Source organism: Pedobacter frigidisoli (assembly GCF_004331675.1).
GTDB lineage: Bacteria > Bacteroidota > Bacteroidia > Sphingobacteriales > Sphingobacteriaceae > Pedobacter > Pedobacter frigidisoli.
This window is the reverse complement of record NZ_SJSN01000005.1, coordinates 49,139-67,524: the sequence shown is the minus strand read 5'-3', so window position 1 is coordinate 67,524 and position 18,386 is coordinate 49,139. Positions and strand designations below refer to the sequence as shown.

The window sequence follows — 18,386 nt, the reverse complement described above, 5'->3', positions numbered from 1 at the left end:
TTAAAGAATTAATCATGAAAAGAATCAAATATATTCTAGCCATATTTTTCCTAATTAGCTTGGCTATTCAGAGCTGTAAAAAGGAAGAAGACTTAGGGGAAGATCCGTATGGTAATGGAAAGCAGCCTTTAGGTATCGTAATTAGCCAAACGCTTGCCCCCGTACCTGCTGAGGGTATTGTGGGAAGCACAGTTACTGTTAAGGTAACAGGTCTAATGCCATACAAAGATCAATTATCATTTATGTTCAATGGCGAAAAAGCTGAAGTTGTAAGCGTTTCTGCCACCGAGATTGTTGTTAAAGTGCCAGAAGCTGGAAGTACTGGTGTTACATCAATTTCTATCGGAGATCAATTAATTGTGGGTCCGCAGTTTATTGTAACAGGCTTAATCAAAACAGATATTACATGGAAAGCTACTGCTGGTGCTAATGGTTATGTAAGTCAGTATTATGAAATGAACGATGGCAGGGCCTTAGTGGTTGGTGGGTTTAACAACTATGATAACAAAGGGATTGTTACGCCTATCAACAGAATTGCCAGGGTATCTCTAGATGGAGATTACGATCGTACTTTTAGAACGGGTAGAGGTGCTAATGGACAGCTATCTAGAGTAATCGAAGTTGGGGGTCGTTTTGTAATAGCTGGGGGTTTCAATGGCTACAATCAGCGTACCGAAAATATTAGCAATATCACAACCTTATTTCCTAATGGTGCAATCGATACGGTTTACATTAGGACGCAAAGAAGACCAACCTTAACGGATACAATCACTCATAAGTGGTTCCCTAAATTTAATGGAGGCACAAACGAATACATCAATCGCGTTTATCCTCACCAGGGAAAAATTTTAGTAACAGGTAACTTTAGGTATTATGTAAAGCGAGATTATCGCAAGGCTAATTATGATTTTAGCAGAGATACTGTTATCTTAGATAGTACCGAAATCCGTCAGATTTTGAGGTTTAACTTAGATGGAAGTTTAGATAAAACCTACCGTTTTAATGCTGCAACAAATAAAGGTAATGTAAGCGGTAATGGTCCTATCGATTCTTATATGCACACTGATGCTGCGAATTTAGAAAAGCTAATGGTATTTGGGAACTTCGTTACGTTTGATGATCAGCCAGCAGTGCGCATCCTCAGGTTAACGGCAAATGGAACAATAGATCCTAGCTTTAACCCTGGTAGTGGTGTTGATAACGGCATTAGCTCACTGACTTATAACGCAACTACCAAAAAATATTTAATTACTGGGATCTTTACCCGATACAATGGCAAGCCTGTTAATGGCATGGCGCTTATAAATGAAGACGGAAGTTTGGATGAATCCTTTATTCCAAGATCGCTTGAGGGTGGTTTTCCAAGTTTCGCCAAACAACTCTCGGGCGGTTTAATTGTAGTTAGTGGTGGTTTTAGAAAGTACAATAATGTTACTAGAAATGGTTTCATGGTTCTTACTGCAGCTGGTCAACTCGCTGCTGGATACAATGCTACAGGTCCTTTCAATGGAGGTTTATCTGATGTGATTGAGACAAAATCTGCCGATGGTAAAAAAGCATTATTGTTGATTGGTAATTTTAACCGGTTCGATAATCAGCCAGTGAATAATATTATGAGAGTTACCATTGAATAACCATTAGGAAGCCTAATCAAATATAAATTAAGATGAGCATGATGAAAAAATATAAGTTATTGATTGGTGTAATCGCCACAATAATTACTACGGCCATATTTTCTTGTAACAAAGATTTCGATAGAACACTCACCGATAAGGATGGAACCGACACTACAAAGGTTAGATACGGAAATCGTAAGGTTTTGTATCTAATAGTAGATGGGGCTAGAGGCCAATCGGTAGCGGCTGCAAACATTCCTAATATCACAGCTTTGCTGCCAACATCAATTTATAGTTGGGTAGCGTTAAACGAACCTGAGGCAACACAAAACTCAAGTAACTGGGCCAATATGTTAACAGGCGTTAAGAAGCCCAAACATTTGGTAAATGATGATGCACTTACCAATAACAACCTGCAGAACTATCCAATTATCTTTAAGAGAATAAAGGAAAGTAGACCACAAACTAAAATTGCTGCATATACTTCCTCTACCGTATTTAAGTCGTTAACTACAGGTGCAGACATTAGCACCTTATTAACTACGGATGATCAAGTTAAGGCAGCAGTAATTAATCAATTAACTACAGATACCGCCTCTGTTGTTGTTGGGCATTTTACTGATGTTGACAAGGCTGGAATAGCGAATGGGTACGACAACTCATTTCCTGGCTACAAATCTGCAATAGAAAAGTTTGATACAAGTGTTGGTGAGGTTATGGCAGCATTAAAAAAACGTCCAACATACAATAATGAAGATTGGTTAGTTGTTATTGCATCTAGCGATGGTGGTGCATTTACGTTACCTCCAAATACCGATGACCAAACTATCTTTAGCAAACCTGCCAATAATGCTTTTATCATTTATTATAGTTCTACCTATAAGAAAAGAATTATTGTTAAGCCTTTTACAGGGAATAGATATTTAGGGAAAACAGTTAAATTAAAAGGGACAGAAATTAGAGCTGAGATTCCTGGTGTGGATGCTGATGTTTATAATATTAATGATACCACAAAAATGACTATTGAGCTTAAGGTAAAAAAGAATCAGGATATTTTTAGATGGCCAAGTATTTTAGGTAAGCGGAACGAGTGGTCTAGCGGACACCCAAGTGTTGGCTGGGTAATTTATTTGGAAGAGCGTTATTGGTATTTTGAATGGAGAGGTAAAACTGATGGTGACTATAAACAATGCCGTGGTGCAGATTTAACACAAGGTAGATGGGAAAATCTTTCAGTAAAGCTAGAGCAAAGGGGTAATCAAAGATTTATCCGTACCTACACAAACGGTGTTTTTAATAATGAAGTAGAGATTACAGCCTCTGGTTCATTAGCCAATACAAATGCCTTAAAGCTAGGGTATTTGAATGGAAATGGTCATGGTGAGCCCGATGTATATGTAACTGATATCCGCTTCTTTAAATTAAGTGTGCCCGATGGCGTAATTGGTCAATATGCTTGTGAAACATCTATAGATCAAAGTCACCCTTCGTACAATTTCTTGGTAGGTTATTGGCCAGCAACTGATGGTAACGGCTCAAAAATGGTCGATTTATCTTCTCAAGCCCGTGATTTTAACTTACAAGGGGCATTTACTTGGGAAAATTTTAACGATTTAATTTGCCCACCATCTGCAAGTACATTGGCAGTTTTGGTTCCTCAAACGTCTGATATACCTTCTCAAATAATAAACTGGTTAAAAGTCGCCAATAAGCAAACTTGGGGTCTTGATGGTAGAGTTTGGTTAGATCAATAACAAGAATATTTGATAATTTAAATATATCGAAAATGAAAAAAAATATATATTCAGTAGTAATAGGTTTTGCCATCATGATTGGCGCCTATTCTTGTAAGGAATCACAAATAGATGATTTGAAGTTAGCCGATTCCCCAAGTAGAGGTATAACTGGTGAGGGAATTGTTGTTGGTAATGTTACTATCGACAATCAGTTTGTAAGGGTTCCATTTAAAATTTCTCTAAACGGAATGGCCGAGGAAGCATTTCAGGTAGGTTTAACCTTAAATAACGATACTGTAACGCAGTTGATTAATAACGGAACCTTAACAAATACCATTTTAATGCCATCAACAGGCGTAGAATATCCAAATGTAATTAATGTGGCGTATGGTACAGATAATTCAGAAGGAATAGCAATCGTTCGTCGATCGGTATTGGAACGTAACTTTGGTAAAAAAGTAGCATTTGCATTAAAGTTATCCGCTCCTGGAAAAGGCAATAAGATTGCAGCTGGCAAATCATCCATTTTGGTAATTATCAACACAGCTGAGATACTTAAGACTACAGATATTCATTATTTGACTTTCCAAGGTGGTGGGACTTATAATGTGGTGTTTGGTGGAAATTATATTGTTGGCCCAGAAGGGGTGACTATTCCGTTAATTGTAAGCTTGGAAAATGCGCCATCTACTGCATTCAATATCAAGATTAAGGAAAACGTAGATACCATTGCAACCCTAGTATCCAAGGGTACGCTTCCCGCAAATGCTATTCACTTGGCTGCCAAAGATTATGGCATAGATACTTTAGTGAGGTTTGCAACAGGTGCATCAAGTGCAACCGTTAGACTTACCATTCCATGGCCAGTTTTCGATGCAAATATTATAGCCAATAAGAAATTTGCTTTCGCTTTCAGTATCAGCGATGCAACCAACCATGTTATCCATCCAACAAAGGGTAAGGTAATCGTAGTTGTTGATCCTAATGTTAACCTAGACAACAACTCTTATATTATTGGTAATGGTACAGGTTTAACAGCAAAATATTATACTAATACTCAATTAGATCCAGATGATGGACGTGCGCCATTTGTAACCAGAGTAGATGAAACGATTAATTTTGGTGGGGATGGATGGCCAGACAATGTTAAAAACTCTGCAGGAGTTTCTTTGAGTAGAGATAATTATGCAAGTAGATGGAAGGGCGAATTTTTAGCTCCAGTACGTGGAACTTATACTTTCTATCAAACCCGTTGGGATGATGGCTCGAGGTTATATGTAAACGGTGTAGCGCTGGTGAATGATTACAATACAACTTGGGATAAGGATTTCAGAAAAGGTACAATAGTTTTAGAGCGTGGCAAACGTTATACAATAGAAGCTCATCACCGTGAAAATGTAGGTGGACAACAAGCTTATTTGGAAATTGAAGTTCCAAATGTTTTAAGCAAAAGGGTAATACCAAAGCAACAATTATTTCCAACTCCATAAATAATAAGTAGATATGAAAAATAATATGAAAAGATTATTCGGGGTATTATCTCTTTTGTTACTTATCGTGGTACTAACGGTAAAATGTAAAAAAGATGAACCGGTAGAGGTTGTGCAAGAAGTTGAAGAGCCTAAGCCAATAGTAGTATTTGAGACTAAATTACCAGATCCAACAAAGTTTCTTGAAGTCCAATTCACAGCAAATGTGCAAAATTACAAGTCTTTACTGTGGCAATTTGGAGATGATAGCACTTCAGTAGAAATTTCACCTAAACATGTTTACAGGTTTCCAGGTAAATATCATGTAGTATTAACTGCAAGAAATGGTCAAGGATATTCTGCTAGCCAGGAGATAAATATTACTGTAGTTGATCCAACAATAAACTATTCAATTTGTGGCGAAAACTACATGCAAACTGTAGGTGGAATTTTCTCTGTAAATTTAGAGGCTGGGCCTGGTGCAGATAGTGCAGAGGGTTCTAAAAAATTGGTAGATGGCGATACGAAATCGAAATTTTTACAGGCTGGCTTTGATGGAACGCAACGATGTACATTTGAGCTCAAAACGCCTCAAGTGGTGGGTGCTTATACCTTAACCTCTGGTAATGATGCCGCCGACCGCGACCCGAAGTTATGGATACTACAAGGTTCTACCGATGGTATACAATACCGAGATCTGCATACAGTTAGTGTTAGCCCGTGGGAAAATACAAATACTGGAACAAGTAGAAACCAAACTAAATTATTCCATTTCGATAATTATGTAGCTTACAAGTTTTACAGGCTTTATATTAAGCAAACTAGATCTGCAACAGTTTTCCAATTGTCTGAATGGACCATCAATAAAAAACAACCATAGTTAGCGCTTGGTTTTGCACACAATTTGAGAGATACATGAAGAGTAAAAGCTTCATGTATTTTTTTTGGGTGCGCCGGGCATGGCAATCGACTATAGGGTTAGAGTCCCGAACACGCTTAGCAGTGGGAAGTGTTAGCTAGAGACAAGGGTGTCGTGGGTGACTGCGAATCTGAAAGAAGTCTGCGGCAAATATGGGGGCTTACGAACAGAAACTGTATATGAGGCGGATTTAGTCCGGGTGATGTTGCCCAACAGACAGAAGCCCAATACTGCACGGGGACTATTACGTATATACAGAGGCCACATCCATAGGAAGTAAATTGTCTTACCCCGGGAGATCTGAATGAGTTCTGTCGAGTGTAAGCGCGATTACAGGAGAGGAAACATTTGGCGGGGACGTTCAATGGCTCACTCAGAAGTCAGCAGCGGTAATAGTACTGCATTTAGGGTGCAGGAAGGACCAAATGTTGAAATGGCAAAGGAAACAGGAAGTTTATGGTAGAGCGTTTACAGCGGAACCACATTAGAGAACTGCTTATATGAGGGTAGGACGGAATCCGAGAGTAAAATATAAGAGGAGCTGAGCCGAGCCGTGCAACCAATGGGCACAATGCCTGGCAATAGGTGAATATCATCAGTTGACAAGAGATACTGTTTCAACAAACCGCTGTATACCGAACGGTACGTACAGTGGTGTGAGAGGACAGATAGGGAACTAATCCCTATCTTCCTACTCGATAATACGAGTAACTACTTATTTTTCTCTGGCTATCTAGTTCAGGAATATGGTAAATTTAGGCAATTAATAAATAAATATTTTATACTTTAGTAAAACGTTTAACCAAGTTTTTTCTAACCGAAACACACATATAAAACTCATACACACAAATTATGAACAAATTCAAAACCATTAAATTATTGAGCATGGTGAGCTGCCTTTTAATTAGCAGTTTACTACAGGCGCAAGAACGAAAGGCGCCGTCTTATCCGTTAATTACGCATAACACTTATTTCAGTATTTGGTCTAATACAGATAAGTTAAACGAGTCGTCAACAACCCATTGGACCGGTGCTGATCAATCTTTATTAGGGTTAATCAATGTCGATGGAAATATTTATCGCTTCTTAGGAAAAGAAACGCCTAGCTATAAAACTGTATTATCTACTTCGGATGAAAAAGGATATGAGGTAAAATATACCGAAAACCAACCGCAGGGAGATTGGAACGCATTTAGTTATTCGGGCAGCAATTGGAAAACTGGTTCTGCACCAATTGGTGATGATGAAAAAAACGTTAAAACATTATGGAAATCTCATGATATTTGGGTACGAAGAAACTTTACGGTTGCCAATCCAGCGTCAATAAATGAACTTTTCTTAAAGATTAATCACGATGATAATATCGAGGTTTTCTTAAATGGTAAGAAAGTTTACTCGAAGGAAGGCTGGACAAGTGGTTTCCAGTACATTGCCTTAAGTAGTAGCGATAAAAGTGCTTTAAAGTCAGGCGAAAACGTTATTGCCATCCACTTGTTAAACACTGCCGGTGGTCGATATCTCGATTTCGGATTGGTCGACAAGGAAAAAGACAACGCACAAAAAGTACAAGTTGCTAAGCAAAAGAGTGTAGATGTAACGGCAACGCAAACCATTTATAACTTTACGTGTGGTAAAATCGATCTAAAATTAACATTTACGTCGCCGCTTTTAATGAACGATCTTGGTTTGTTCGCCAGACCAGTATCTTACATCACTTATCAGGTAAAAGCTAATGATAACAAAACCCATCAGGTTAAGGCTTACTTAAGCGCATCATCTAATATTGCTGTTTATCGTCCATCACAAGAAGTTACAGCAACCAAATATGCTACAGCTAAACTATCTATTCTAAAAACTGGAACAGTAGAACAACCAATTTTGAAAAAGGCTAGTGACGATATGCGTATTGATTGGGGATATTTTTATGTTGCAGCACCGAAAACAAGCAATACGATTCAGTTTGTAACCACAGAAAAAGATGCTGCTGATGCTTTTAGAAAAGGTAATTCTGCATCAACTGCTAAGCAAGGGAAAGCACTTTCATTAAATACCATTATCCCTTTTGGTGCTGTTGGTAAATCGCCAATGGAAAAATTTGTTGAATTAGGTTACGATGAAATCTACTCCGTTCAATATTTTACAAAGAATTTAAGACCTTGGTGGAACACTTCTGGTAAGGAAACTATTGAGGGACAATTAACAGATGCCGCTACACAATATACTGCAGTAATGCAGAAATGTAATACGTTCAATAATTCAGTTTATGCCGATGCATTAAAATCTGGCGGAAAAGAATACGCAGAACTTTGCATTTTGGGTTATCGCCAAAGTATCGCAGCGCACACATTGGTTAAAAGTCCTGAGGGAGAAATCTTATGGTTATCTAAAGAAAATAATAGTGGTGGTTTCATTAATACGGTTGATGTAACCTATCCATCGGCGCCGTTATATTTAATTTACAATCCATCTTTATTACAAGGGATGTTGAATGGTATTTTCTATTTCAGTGAAAGCGGAAAATATCCTCACCCTTGGGCTGCTCATGATTTAGGTACTTATCCTTTGGCGAATGGTCAAACTTACGGCGAGCCAATGCCAGTGGAAGAATCGGGAAACATGATTATCCTAACAGCAGCAATCGCTAAAGCACAAGGAAATGCAAACTACGCTAAACTGCACTGGAAAACTTTAACCACTTGGGCTGATTATTTAACCAAAGAGGGATTGGATCCAAAAACGCAATTGTGTACGGATGATTTTGCTGGTCACTTGGCTAGAAACGCAAACTTATCGGTAAAAGCTATTGTTGGTATTGCCTGTTATGCACAGATGGCACAAACGCTTGGGTACTCCGAAACAGCCAATAAATATAGAGCAATTGCAGAAAGTATGGTGCCAAAATGGATTGATATGGCCGATGCTGGTGATCATTACGCATTAACTTTTGATGATAAAAATACTTGGAGTCAAAAATATAATTTGGTTTGGGACAAGGTATTGGGATTGAACTTGTTTCCTCAAAAAATCTATGATACCGAAACTAAATATTATTTAACTAAGCAGAATAGATACGGTATTCCATTAGATAGTAGAAAAGCTTACACCAAGAACGATTGGATTTTGTGGACAGCTACTTTCGCACCAACGCGTAAGGATTTTGAGGCTTTGGTTCACCCGGTTTATAAACATGCAATCGAAACGGAATCAAGAGTGCCATTGAACGATTTTTATGATTCAAATACTGGTATTCGCGATAACTTTAAAGCCCGTAGTGTTGTAGGTGGTTTTTATATGAAAATGTTCGCCGATAAGCTTCAAGGCAAATAAAAATTTCAACCAAATAAATTAACAATTTCAGGCTCTGCATTTTTATGTGGAGCCTTTTTTATTGCTACATTAAAAGCAATTATGCTGTTTGAGAAAATCAAAATTGGCAGATCCTCTTGGTTCATTCATGGCTGATTTGTTTTACCTGCAATTGATAATCTTAACGATGAAGCTAAACAAACGTTTGTTTCATTTTTCATTAAATAGCGGTATTTCCACTAGGTATCTATAAATTAGCCTAAAACAAATTCGAAATGAAATTTAGGCTTTTTCTATTCCTCACGGTGCTTTGTCAGTTATCTGTTAGTGCTCAAATTCTTAAATATACTAACGGAAATAATGCTTGGAATCCTGATTCACTTGGGAACCACAGAGTAATGGTTCAGTTCAATGGAACAGGCAAAGTTGCTCACGTGAAAATAGATTGGAGACGAAGAGATGAACATGCTGAATCGAAGAAAATAATTATTCAAGACGCTGCAGGCAAAAATGTTTCGGTTTTGGGCGTGGATAATTTTAGCAGAGAAAGTGCCGATGTATATTTTGAAGCACCAACGAAAGGGAAATACTTTGTTTATTACATGCCTTATAAAAATGAGGGTAAGAGCAATTATCCAAAAGGCGTTTATCTAAAAGCTGATGATAAAAAAGTAAGTAAATCAAATCAGGTAGCGGTTAATACGACTGTTTCAGAAATTCAATCTATTGATGCTTTTAACTCTTTTTACCCAATGGAAGTTATCGCTATGGCAAAAGAAACTGCAGCAATAAAATCTAAATATCCATCAGATTCTTTCATTGTTTTTCCTGAGGATAGAATGTTCCCCATTAAAATGCAAAATGACTTGCCTTATCGTTGGATTCAGAAAGGTGTTTCAAATTCGTTTAGTGGCTCAGCAAGTAAGGGGGAGAATTATGCATTTCAATTGGCTGTTTATGCTTTAAAGGATTTGAAAGATGTTAGAGTTTCCTTTGGCGATTTAAAATCATCAACAGGAAAAACAATTTCTGCCAAATATATTAACTGCTTAAATACAAACGGAATAAGTTACGATAACAAGCCATTGACGGAAACGGTAAATGTTGCTGCAGGAAAAGTACAGCCCATGTGGATTACAGTTGATATCCCAAAAGCTACTTCCCCAGGCATTTATAATGGAAGGTTTACTGTAAAATCCAACGGAAAATCTAAAGTAATTGATGTAAAATTAACGGTAGGAAATCAAGTTTTAGCTGATGCAGGTGTCGGAACACCGAACAAACAGACGCGGTTAACCTGGTTGAATTCTACGATGGCACAGGCAAATACCATTGTTGCGCCTTACACGCCGCTAAAGGTTGATGGAAATGTGATTTCTTTATTAGGGAGAAAGTTCGAAATTAATACCGATGGTTTCCCGAAGCAGATTCAAACTTTCTTCAATGCGGATATGACGGGTTACTCTGAAAAACCTAATAACATTTTATACGAACCCATCCATTTCCATTTTTACAATACACCAAAAACTCAGGAGAAATTTGTTTCTAGCAATTTTCAAATAACCAATAAAGAAGTGGGAACGGTAAAATGGATTACAACCAATACATCTGAAAACCTTAAAATGGAAATCGAGGGTGCTTTAGAATCCGATGGTTATGTACACTATGTGGTTAAGGTTACTGCACTAAAGGATGTTGATTTTAGCAATGTCGATTTTCATATCCCATTTGAAAAAGGTTCTACAAAATATTTGATGGGCTTGGGTGAAAAAGGTGGTGTGAGGCCAGATACGGTTAAATGGAAATGGGATGTTGCGCATAAAAACCAAGATGCAGTTTGGATTGGAAATGTAAACGCTGGTTTGTATTATAATTTAAGAGATGAAAATTATGTTCGTCCGCTTAATACCAATTTCTATTTGCAGAAGCCTTTATTGTTGCCAAAATCCTGGGGGAATGATGATAAGGGCGGCATTCAGATTAATGTAAAAGGCAGTTCTATGCTGGCTGATAACTTTACGGGCGCCAGAACCATGAAAGAGGAAGATGTTCTTTACTACAATTTCAACTTATTGATAACGCCTTTCCATCTATTAAATACTGATTTTCAGTGGGATAATCGTTTCTACCATAAATATGGAGAATTGGATTCTATTAAAGCAAAAGGTGCAACTTTGGTAAATATTCATCACGCCACGCCGATAAATCCATGGATAAATTATCCTTTTATCGAATCGACAAAAATGAAAAGCTATATTAATGAAGCCCACTCAAAAGGATTAAAGGTTAAAATTTACAATACGGTTCGCGAGCTTTCCAATCATGCTTATGAATGGCCTGCCTTGCGTAGTTTGGGTACTGAAGTTTATTCGCCAGGCAAGGGCGGTGGCTTTAGTTGGTTGCAAGAGCATTTGGATTCGAATTACATTGCTGCATGGTTTGTGCCTGAAATTAAAGATGCGGCAATTATAAACAGCGGAATGAATCGCTGGCACAACTATTATGTAGAGGGCATGAATTGGTTGGTTAACAATGTTGGCATTGATGGCGTTTACCTCGATGATGTGGCTTTCGATAGGGTGACGATGAAACGCATTAAGCGAGTTTTAACGCAAAATAATCATCCAGGGATTATCGATTTACATTCGGCAAACCAATACAATAAAAGTGATGGATTTAATAACAGTGCCATTTTGTATTTGGAACATTTTCCTTATCTGAATCGCTTATGGTTTGGAGAATATTTCGATTACGAGAAAAACAATCCTGATTTCTTTTTAACGGAAGTAAGTGGGATTCCTTTCGGGTTAATGGGCGAAATGCTTCAGGATGATGGAAATTCATGGCGTGGAATGATTTACGGCATGACCAGTCGTTTGGGTTGGTCTGAAAAAAGCGACCCGAAACCGCTTTGGAAAGCCTGGGATAATTTCGGTATTAAAGGCTCAGAAATGATTGGTTACTGGAGCGATAACTGTCCTGTTAAAACGGATAACCCGAAAGTTCTGGCCACGGTTTACAAACAGAAAAACAAAACAATGATTGCATTGGCCAGTTGGGATGAAAGCGATACAAAAGTGAACTTAACTATTGACTATAATAAATTGGGCTTAAGCGCAGATAAAGTAAAAATCTCGGCTCCAGGTATTGATAAGTTTCAAACTGCAGGAAATTATCCAGAGGGAAAATCGATTCCTGTAGAAAAAGGGAAAGGTTTGATATTGATTTTGGAATAGCTCAAAAACTCGTCATTGCGAGGAGGAACAACGAAGCAATCTTTTCTGCAAGTAAGATTGCTTCGTTGGCTGAAAAAGCCTACTCGCGATGACGATTTTTCTATTATATCTTCACATTTTGCATGCCATATTGCTTCAACACATCATCAGGAACGCCCGCCCATTGGTTTGGCGAATTTCCTACATAACCAATATCTTTTACGCCAATTTCACTTGTGTAAAACCCTGATGCGGTTAAATCTATCATTCTGTTGAAAAAGGCCACACCAGCTTGCATTTCGGGTCTGGCTTTTTTAGGATAAGCAATTTCATCAACAATTGATAGCTGGTCACTTGAGGAAAGCTCAACAAAAGATTTCTGAAATTTATTAAAGCTATAAATATCCAGCCATTTCAAGCCACCACGCATCGGTACTTTGTGCTCGGGGATATCTTTTACAATAAACTCAATAAATTCGGGAACTTTAGCATCAGAAGCACTTCCCGAAACATCATCTTTAGGAATAATAATATCGGCTAAAACGGTAATCGTAGCCATTTCATGCATATCAAAAAAGGTTTCCGATTTAAGCTTTTTATCCCTGTCCATTTCCCATTGCTCTCTTCCTACTTCTTTTGTTGTTTCGGCAGGAGCTGCGACTTCGGTTTTGGTTTCGGGTTGTTTACAGGCTTCAACCAGTACTGCTGTACTTAAGGCCGTTATGCCCAAAGCCTTTATGGAATCTCGTCTGTTCATATTAAATGTTTTGTTTTTTCTTTTGTGCCAAAATATATTCTGCAGTTCTCATTGATAGGGCCAGGATTGTCCAGGTTGCATTTTTATCGCCTTGCTGTACGAAAGGACCAGCATCAACAACAAATAAATTTTTGCAATCGTGCGCCTGACAATACTTATTCAAAGCCGACTTTTTAGGGTCATCGCCCATACGGATGGTACCAACTTCGTGAATAATCTTCCCTGGATTTAATAGGCCGTAGTTTGTATCTGCACCATGAATTTCAGAAGTTACAACAGCGCCCATTTCTTTCATAATGGATAGAAATGTTTCCTGCATGTGTTTCGCCTGAAGAATTTCTTCCTTAGCCCATTTATAGTTAAATCTCAATACAGGGATACCGTATTTATCAACCATATTCGGGTCGATTTCGCAATAGTTATCTTCACGGGCAATTGCCGTTCCGCGACCAGCCATCCCAACACTTGTACCGTAAAAGCGGCGATAATCGTCTTTTAACGATTTACCGTAGCCACCAGCTTCCTTTTTCTTGCCGTTTCTATCAGGAACCATTCCGTTAATTGATGGAACGCCTCCGCCAAAACCGTATGATGGCATACCCATTCCACCGCCATATTCGATATGATAACCACGAGGGAAATTCAATTTTTTGTTATCCAGCCACCATGGAGAATAAATGTGAACACTTCCTAGCCCGTCTTCATTATAACGTTTTCTATCCATTAGTTGAGGAAGAAAACCATACACACCAGCACCTGTAGAATCATGCAGATATTTTCCAACTACGCCGCTGCTATTTGCTAAACCACCAGGATGTGCTGAAGACTTTGAGTTTAATAAAATACGGGCAGACTCGCAGGCACTGGCGCCTAAAATTACCAGTTTACCATTCACCTGATATTCTTGTAAATCTTTTCGGTTTACATAAGAGACACCCGTGGCCGTCCCGTCTTTATCAGTGATTACCTCACGAACCATCGCATCGGTAATTACGGTTAGATTTCCTGTTTTTACTGCAGGAATAACCAAGCAAGATGAAGCCGAAAAATCGCCGTAAACTTTGCAACTCCTGCCACACTGACCGCAATAGAAACAAGGTGCACGGTCGTTATTTCCTTTTATCGATTCTGTCATTACCGCTCCGCGGCCTGTAATTACTTTTACGCCAGCCTTTTCAGCACCTTTTTTGATGAAAAGTTCATTCAGGCGGGGTTTTGGTGGCTTCATGAAGATGCCATCAGGTTCGTTTTCCAAACCCTCAGCAGTTCCGTAAATACCAATCATGCGGTCAACTTTATCGTAGAAAGGTTTTACATCATTGTAAGTAATTGGCCAATCGTCAGTTAATCCATCCGTTGGTTTAAAATCCTGCGGACCCATTCTTAATGAAATTCTACCCCAGTGATTGGTTCTTCCACCAAGCATTCGCGACCTAAACCATTCGAATTCTGTTTTATTTTTTTGAGTATAAGGTTCGCCCTCTAATTCCCATCCGCCATAAGAGGCATCAAAATCTCCAAACGGACGAACTGTTCCTGCACCACGGCGAGGAGATTCCCAAGGCCATTTTAATTGATGAGAATCTAATCGTGGGTCGAAATATTGACCAGCTTCGAGCATTAGAACTTTTTGGCCTGCATTTGCAAGTACATACGCAGCCATTCCACCACCTGCACCCGAACCAACAACAATGGCATCGTAAACAGTTGGCGATTTTTTTATCTGAAAGTCACTCATGAATATGGTTTAGAAAATAAATCAAATTCTAATTTAAAGCTAAATTTTCTGAATTGGAAGCATATTCAATAATCATTATCTACTTTGGAATGATTACAAATATTCTTTCTTGAAATGTTTTCTAAATCGTATTAGTAAAATGTTGCTGGTAAATATTTTAAGGATGATTTTATCAATCAATTGGAAGAAGTTGAATTGTTTAGCTTAAAAAAGTCGTGCAATTGTTACATTATGATTGTTTGAGATTGTGACCAAATAAATTGGTTTATCTTTGTGTTTTAAAATTAGTCTATGGTATTTTCAGTACAAATCGAACAATTTATTTCTGCTTTAGAAGCAAGTTTAGCATCACAAAACTTCGTTAAAATTTCTTTAGGGAATTACAAAGGAGCGGAAGAAGCCTTAAAGCAAATACTTGTTCGAAAAGTGGTGATTAAACGAGAAGATAAATTGGCTTTTACCTTTCGCTATAAAACCCGAGATGTGGTGAAGAATTTTGATTTAAGTGAGGGCGTTAACTTAATTTCTGAATACTTAAATACTGGTTTTAAAATTGGAACACTATTTACTACTGAAAGGGATTTAATTTTTGAGGAGTTGAACAATGGTAAAGTTGTTTTCAGGGAAACAAAGGCATCAACGAATGTAGTTCCAGCGGCAAGTCATGATAAGGAAAAATCGAGACTGATTAAAGCTGACTCAAAGTCGTATTTAACGGAATTAAAGATTACCGATGCTGATGGAAAAGTTTTCAAAAATGCACAGGATAAGTTTCGTCAGATTAACCATTACATCGAAATTTTAAGCTCTTTAATTAAGGAATTGCCGGAGGAAACGATTAAAAAAGTTGCTGATATGGGTTCGGGTAAAGGTTATTTAACTTTTGCTTTATACGATTACCTGCATTCAGTTTTAAAGTTGGATTCTGAGGTTATTGGTGTTGAGTACCGCCCGGATATGGTTGATTTATGTAATGCAGTGGCTGATAAATCTGCTTTCGATAAACTGAATTTTGTTCAGGGAACAATTGAAGATTATAATGCTGATGATGTGAATTTGTTAATCGCACTTCATGCTTGCGATACCGCAACCGATGATGCGATTTTTAAAGGCATTGAAGCTAATGCCGAATTAATTGTGGTTGCACCTTGTTGCCATAAACAAATCCGCAGGGAAATTGAGCAAAATAAAGTGAAGAACGATGTTTCGTTTTTGACTAAATACGGTATATTTTTAGAGCGTCAAGCGGAAATGGTTACCGATGGAATTCGTGCTTTGATTTTGGAATATTTCGGTTATAAAACAAAAGTATTTGAATTTATTTCTGATGCGCATACGCCGAAAAATGTACTTGTTGTAGGAGTTAAAAAAAGTCAGAAGTCTTTAGTCGGAAGTCCGATGAGTGAGGAGCAGAAAGTGATTTTAGAAAAGATTAAAGCCAGTAAAGCGTATTTCGGAATTGGTTATCATCATTTGGAACGGTTGCTGGAATTGTAATAACTCACTTGTCATGCTGAATTCATGTCAGCATCTACGTAAAGGAGATTTATCTTTTGTCTTAGCCAGACGGGCTTCTTTCTTTTTCTTGATAAAAAGAAACAAAAATCAAGGCTTGCGAAGCTTTATCGTAAATCCCTAATTAATCTTTAGGCGTAATCCTAAGCCGTGTGAAAGTTTGCAAGCTTTGAAAATTTGTATAACACTCGTAGGATTTCTTGCTTCATTAGGTTTATGAATGTATTTGCAACAAAGATTTATTGGTATTTGCTTCTAAATCTTCTGAGGCCAGTCCTCGTTACTTTGAATGTCAATGCATTGGCTTTAAAATACTTCTAATAATTTCCTATGTACTTTTAACCCAATGTATTCTTCAAGGATATTAGGGTTAGCCCCACCTTATTTTAACAGAAAGATTAGGGATAATTAGGTGTCATTGCAGTTATTTAAACATAAATCCAAAGCAACACTGGTTTTTTCTTGTTTTTTAAAAGGGTATCAATCTTTCTCATAGTTCCGTCAGCTAAAACAGGGCAGCCAGCACTTTGTCCGAAAAGGGTTTGAGGATAAATTTCGTGATTTGGCACTGGCGTGTATGAATGCAAAACTACAATCCGCTTAAAAGCATTACTGTTTGTTTTTTCCAAACCATGCATTTTATAGTGGATGTTAATTCCCCAGTTGCTGTAAGAACGACCTTCAACTTTATACTTTCCTAAAGAAGTGCAGTTACTACCAATAGCATTGCTGAATACTGGTTTAGTAGCTGTACTTCCGCCGCCTACACCGTGAGCGCAAAGTCCCTCGATAGCGATTTGTTTTTTCTTGAAATCGTAAACGAAGATTCTATTTTTGCCAGAATGGATACTCATATCTACCATAATACAAATTTCTGTATCCATTTTGTTTTTCTTGCAAAATGCTAAAGCATCGTTGATTTTTGATTCACTTATTTTATTATTTGAGGCTGGTTTAAAGCTGAAGAGGGTAAAGAGGATAATGAGGATTGTGAAATTTCTCATGCTTTAATTTATCTCACATGTAATAAAATCAAAGCCACCAAAGCTGGGATGGATTGCACATAAAGTATCTTTTTACTAGCTGTGGCTGCGCCATAAATGCCAGCTATAATTACACAGGTTAAAAAGAACACGGCTACATAAAATCTCCAATGGTGGTCGGTAATGCAAAGCGACCAGATTAAACCCGCGGCTAAAAAGCCATTATACAGTCCTTGGTTTGCTGCGAGCGTTTTGGTTGGTACGAATAAATCTTTTGGGATGGTTTTGAAAACTTTTGGTGCCCTGGTTGTCCAAGCGAACATTTCTAACCAAAGAATGTAAATGTGAATGGCCGCGACTATGCCGATAATGATTTCTGCTGCTAATTGCATATTAATTTGATTTGGTAATTGAAGATACAATAAAATTTTCTTCATTGTAGTTAGTTTGAATCAATGAGTTTTGTTTTGTCTTGGCCAGACGGGCTTTTTTCTTTTCCTTGATAAAATGGAGCAAAAACCGAGCTTTTCTGCGAGCTCATGAATACCGTTAAAAACAAATAGACACTAATGAATAATCAAGGCTTGCGCCTGATTGGGTAAAAAAGCGTCAAATCGTTTTTGAAAATAATTTCTATTGGGCATTTATTATTTTTTATTTGAAATAGAGCTATCAAAGTTGAATAAACTTTGACGGTTGAGGGCTTTGCCTTTGCTCTAAATCCACTTCGCAGACTACAAATTCTTTTGGTCTGTGGTTTTTTTTAAAGGATTGGATAACGATTTCAACGATTTTTCCTCCACTCAGGCTGATGCCAGTCCTCGCTACTTTGAAAGTTTGTGGTTTGGCAATAATATTTATTAAACTACATTCTGTGCCTTTAACCAAACGTTTTAGTAGAAATCTTTATATCTGCACATCCAACTCCCCTCCTTATTTTCAAGGAGGGGGCGGGGGTGGTTTTTACCCTAAAAGCTCCCTAACTTCGTTCATAAACCCGATGGCAGCGAGCACGGAGTGTAACGAAGTAAAGCGCACAGCGGGGCAGGTGCAGCCTAAGAACTACTAACATTCATTTCCAAATAAATTTTATAACCTTTTAGGTTCATCATCCATTTTCCATCCTACATCT

The 18,386-nt window shown here is 37.8% G+C and carries 11 protein-coding genes; 7 read left to right on the top strand and 4 right to left on the bottom strand.

What is annotated here, in order from left to right; all coding sequences use genetic code 11:
* The first annotated feature begins 14 nt into the window (after positions 1 to 14).
* The 6 genes from EZ449_RS07400 to EZ449_RS07375 all read left to right on the top strand — a co-directional run bounded on the left by EZ449_RS07400 (position 15) and on the right by EZ449_RS07375 (position 12,282).
* On the top strand, positions 15 to 1,634 hold the full coding sequence (locus EZ449_RS07400; RefSeq protein ID WP_131557330.1) for a DUF5008 domain-containing protein: 1,620 nt from the start codon (positions 15 to 17) through the stop codon (positions 1,632 to 1,634).
* A 38-nt stretch (positions 1,635 to 1,672) separates the two neighbouring features.
* A complete protein-coding gene (locus EZ449_RS07395; RefSeq protein WP_165499719.1) occupies positions 1,673 to 3,370 on the top strand; it encodes a DUF4983 domain-containing protein in 1,698 nt (565 codons plus the stop codon).
* 32 nt (positions 3,371 to 3,402) lie between these two features.
* Positions 3,403 to 4,842, top strand: a complete 1,440-nt coding sequence (locus tag EZ449_RS07390) for a PA14 domain-containing protein (RefSeq protein ID WP_131557328.1) — start codon at positions 3,403 to 3,405, stop codon at positions 4,840 to 4,842.
* Positions 4,843 to 4,867: 25 nt separating this feature from the next.
* Complete coding sequence (locus EZ449_RS07385) at positions 4,868 to 5,701, top strand: PKD domain-containing protein (RefSeq protein WP_165499718.1); 834 nt, start codon at positions 4,868 to 4,870, stop codon at positions 5,699 to 5,701.
* A gap of 891 nt (positions 5,702 to 6,592) precedes the next feature.
* Complete coding sequence (locus EZ449_RS07380) at positions 6,593 to 9,067, top strand: glutaminase family protein (protein WP_131557326.1); 2,475 nt, start codon at positions 6,593 to 6,595, stop codon at positions 9,065 to 9,067.
* 254 nt (positions 9,068 to 9,321) lie between these two features.
* The gene (locus EZ449_RS07375) at positions 9,322 to 12,282 is read left to right on the top strand and encodes a glycoside hydrolase domain-containing protein (protein WP_131557325.1); all 2,961 of its coding nucleotides are present in this window, start codon (positions 9,322 to 9,324) and stop codon (positions 12,280 to 12,282) included.
* Positions 12,283 to 12,385: 103 nt separating this feature from the next.
* Here EZ449_RS07375 and EZ449_RS07370 read toward each other — a convergent pair whose 3' ends face one another.
* Both EZ449_RS07370 and EZ449_RS07365 read right to left on the bottom strand, forming a co-directional pair.
* Positions 12,386 to 13,018, bottom strand: a complete 633-nt coding sequence (locus EZ449_RS07370; protein ID WP_131557324.1) for a gluconate 2-dehydrogenase subunit 3 family protein — start codon at positions 13,016 to 13,018, stop codon at positions 12,386 to 12,388.
* Position 13,019: 1 nt separating this feature from the next.
* On the bottom strand, positions 13,020 to 14,756 hold the full coding sequence (locus EZ449_RS07365; protein ID WP_131557323.1) for a GMC family oxidoreductase: 1,737 nt from the start codon (positions 14,754 to 14,756) through the stop codon (positions 13,020 to 13,022).
* A 291-nt stretch (positions 14,757 to 15,047) separates the two neighbouring features.
* Here EZ449_RS07365 and EZ449_RS07360 point away from each other — a divergent pair, with 291 nt between their 5' ends.
* A complete protein-coding gene (locus EZ449_RS07360) occupies positions 15,048 to 16,253 on the top strand; it encodes a class I SAM-dependent methyltransferase (protein WP_131557322.1) in 1,206 nt (401 codons plus the stop codon).
* Positions 16,254 to 16,699: 446 nt separating this feature from the next.
* Here EZ449_RS07360 and EZ449_RS07355 read toward each other — a convergent pair whose 3' ends face one another.
* Both EZ449_RS07355 and EZ449_RS07350 read right to left on the bottom strand, forming a co-directional pair.
* The gene (locus EZ449_RS07355) at positions 16,700 to 17,275 is read right to left on the bottom strand and encodes a murein L,D-transpeptidase catalytic domain-containing protein (protein ID WP_131557321.1); all 576 of its coding nucleotides are present in this window, start codon (positions 17,273 to 17,275) and stop codon (positions 16,700 to 16,702) included.
* Positions 17,276 to 17,283: 8 nt separating this feature from the next.
* Complete coding sequence (locus tag EZ449_RS07350) at positions 17,284 to 17,691, bottom strand: DUF1304 domain-containing protein (protein ID WP_225872256.1); 408 nt, start codon at positions 17,689 to 17,691, stop codon at positions 17,284 to 17,286.
* Positions 17,692 to 18,386: the final 695 nt, after the last annotated feature.

Bases quoted from the DNA above. Each gene is read 5' to 3' on its own strand.
- EZ449_RS07400 (WP_131557330.1), top strand. From the start codon at position 15: ATGAAAAGAATCAAATATATTCTAGCCATATTTTTCCTAATTAGCTTG.
- EZ449_RS07395 (WP_165499719.1), top strand. From the start codon at position 1,673: ATGATGAAAAAATATAAGTTATTGATTGGTGTAATCGCCACAATAATT.
- EZ449_RS07390 (WP_131557328.1), top strand. From the start codon at position 3,403: ATGAAAAAAAATATATATTCAGTAGTAATAGGTTTTGCCATCATGATT.
- EZ449_RS07385 (WP_165499718.1), top strand. From the start codon at position 4,868: ATGAAAAGATTATTCGGGGTATTATCTCTTTTGTTACTTATCGTGGTA.
- EZ449_RS07380 (WP_131557326.1), top strand. From the start codon at position 6,593: ATGAACAAATTCAAAACCATTAAATTATTGAGCATGGTGAGCTGCCTT.
- EZ449_RS07375 (WP_131557325.1), top strand. From the start codon at position 9,322: ATGAAATTTAGGCTTTTTCTATTCCTCACGGTGCTTTGTCAGTTATCT.
- EZ449_RS07370 (WP_131557324.1), bottom strand. From the start codon at position 13,018: ATGAACAGACGAGATTCCATAAAGGCTTTGGGCATAACGGCCTTAAGT.
- EZ449_RS07365 (WP_131557323.1), bottom strand. From the start codon at position 14,756: ATGAGTGACTTTCAGATAAAAAAATCGCCAACTGTTTACGATGCCATT.
- EZ449_RS07360 (WP_131557322.1), top strand. From the start codon at position 15,048: ATGGTATTTTCAGTACAAATCGAACAATTTATTTCTGCTTTAGAAGCA.
- EZ449_RS07355 (WP_131557321.1), bottom strand. From the start codon at position 17,275: ATGAGAAATTTCACAATCCTCATTATCCTCTTTACCCTCTTCAGCTTT.
- EZ449_RS07350 (WP_225872256.1), bottom strand. From the start codon at position 17,691: ATGAAGAAAATTTTATTGTATCTTCAATTACCAAATCAAATTAATATG.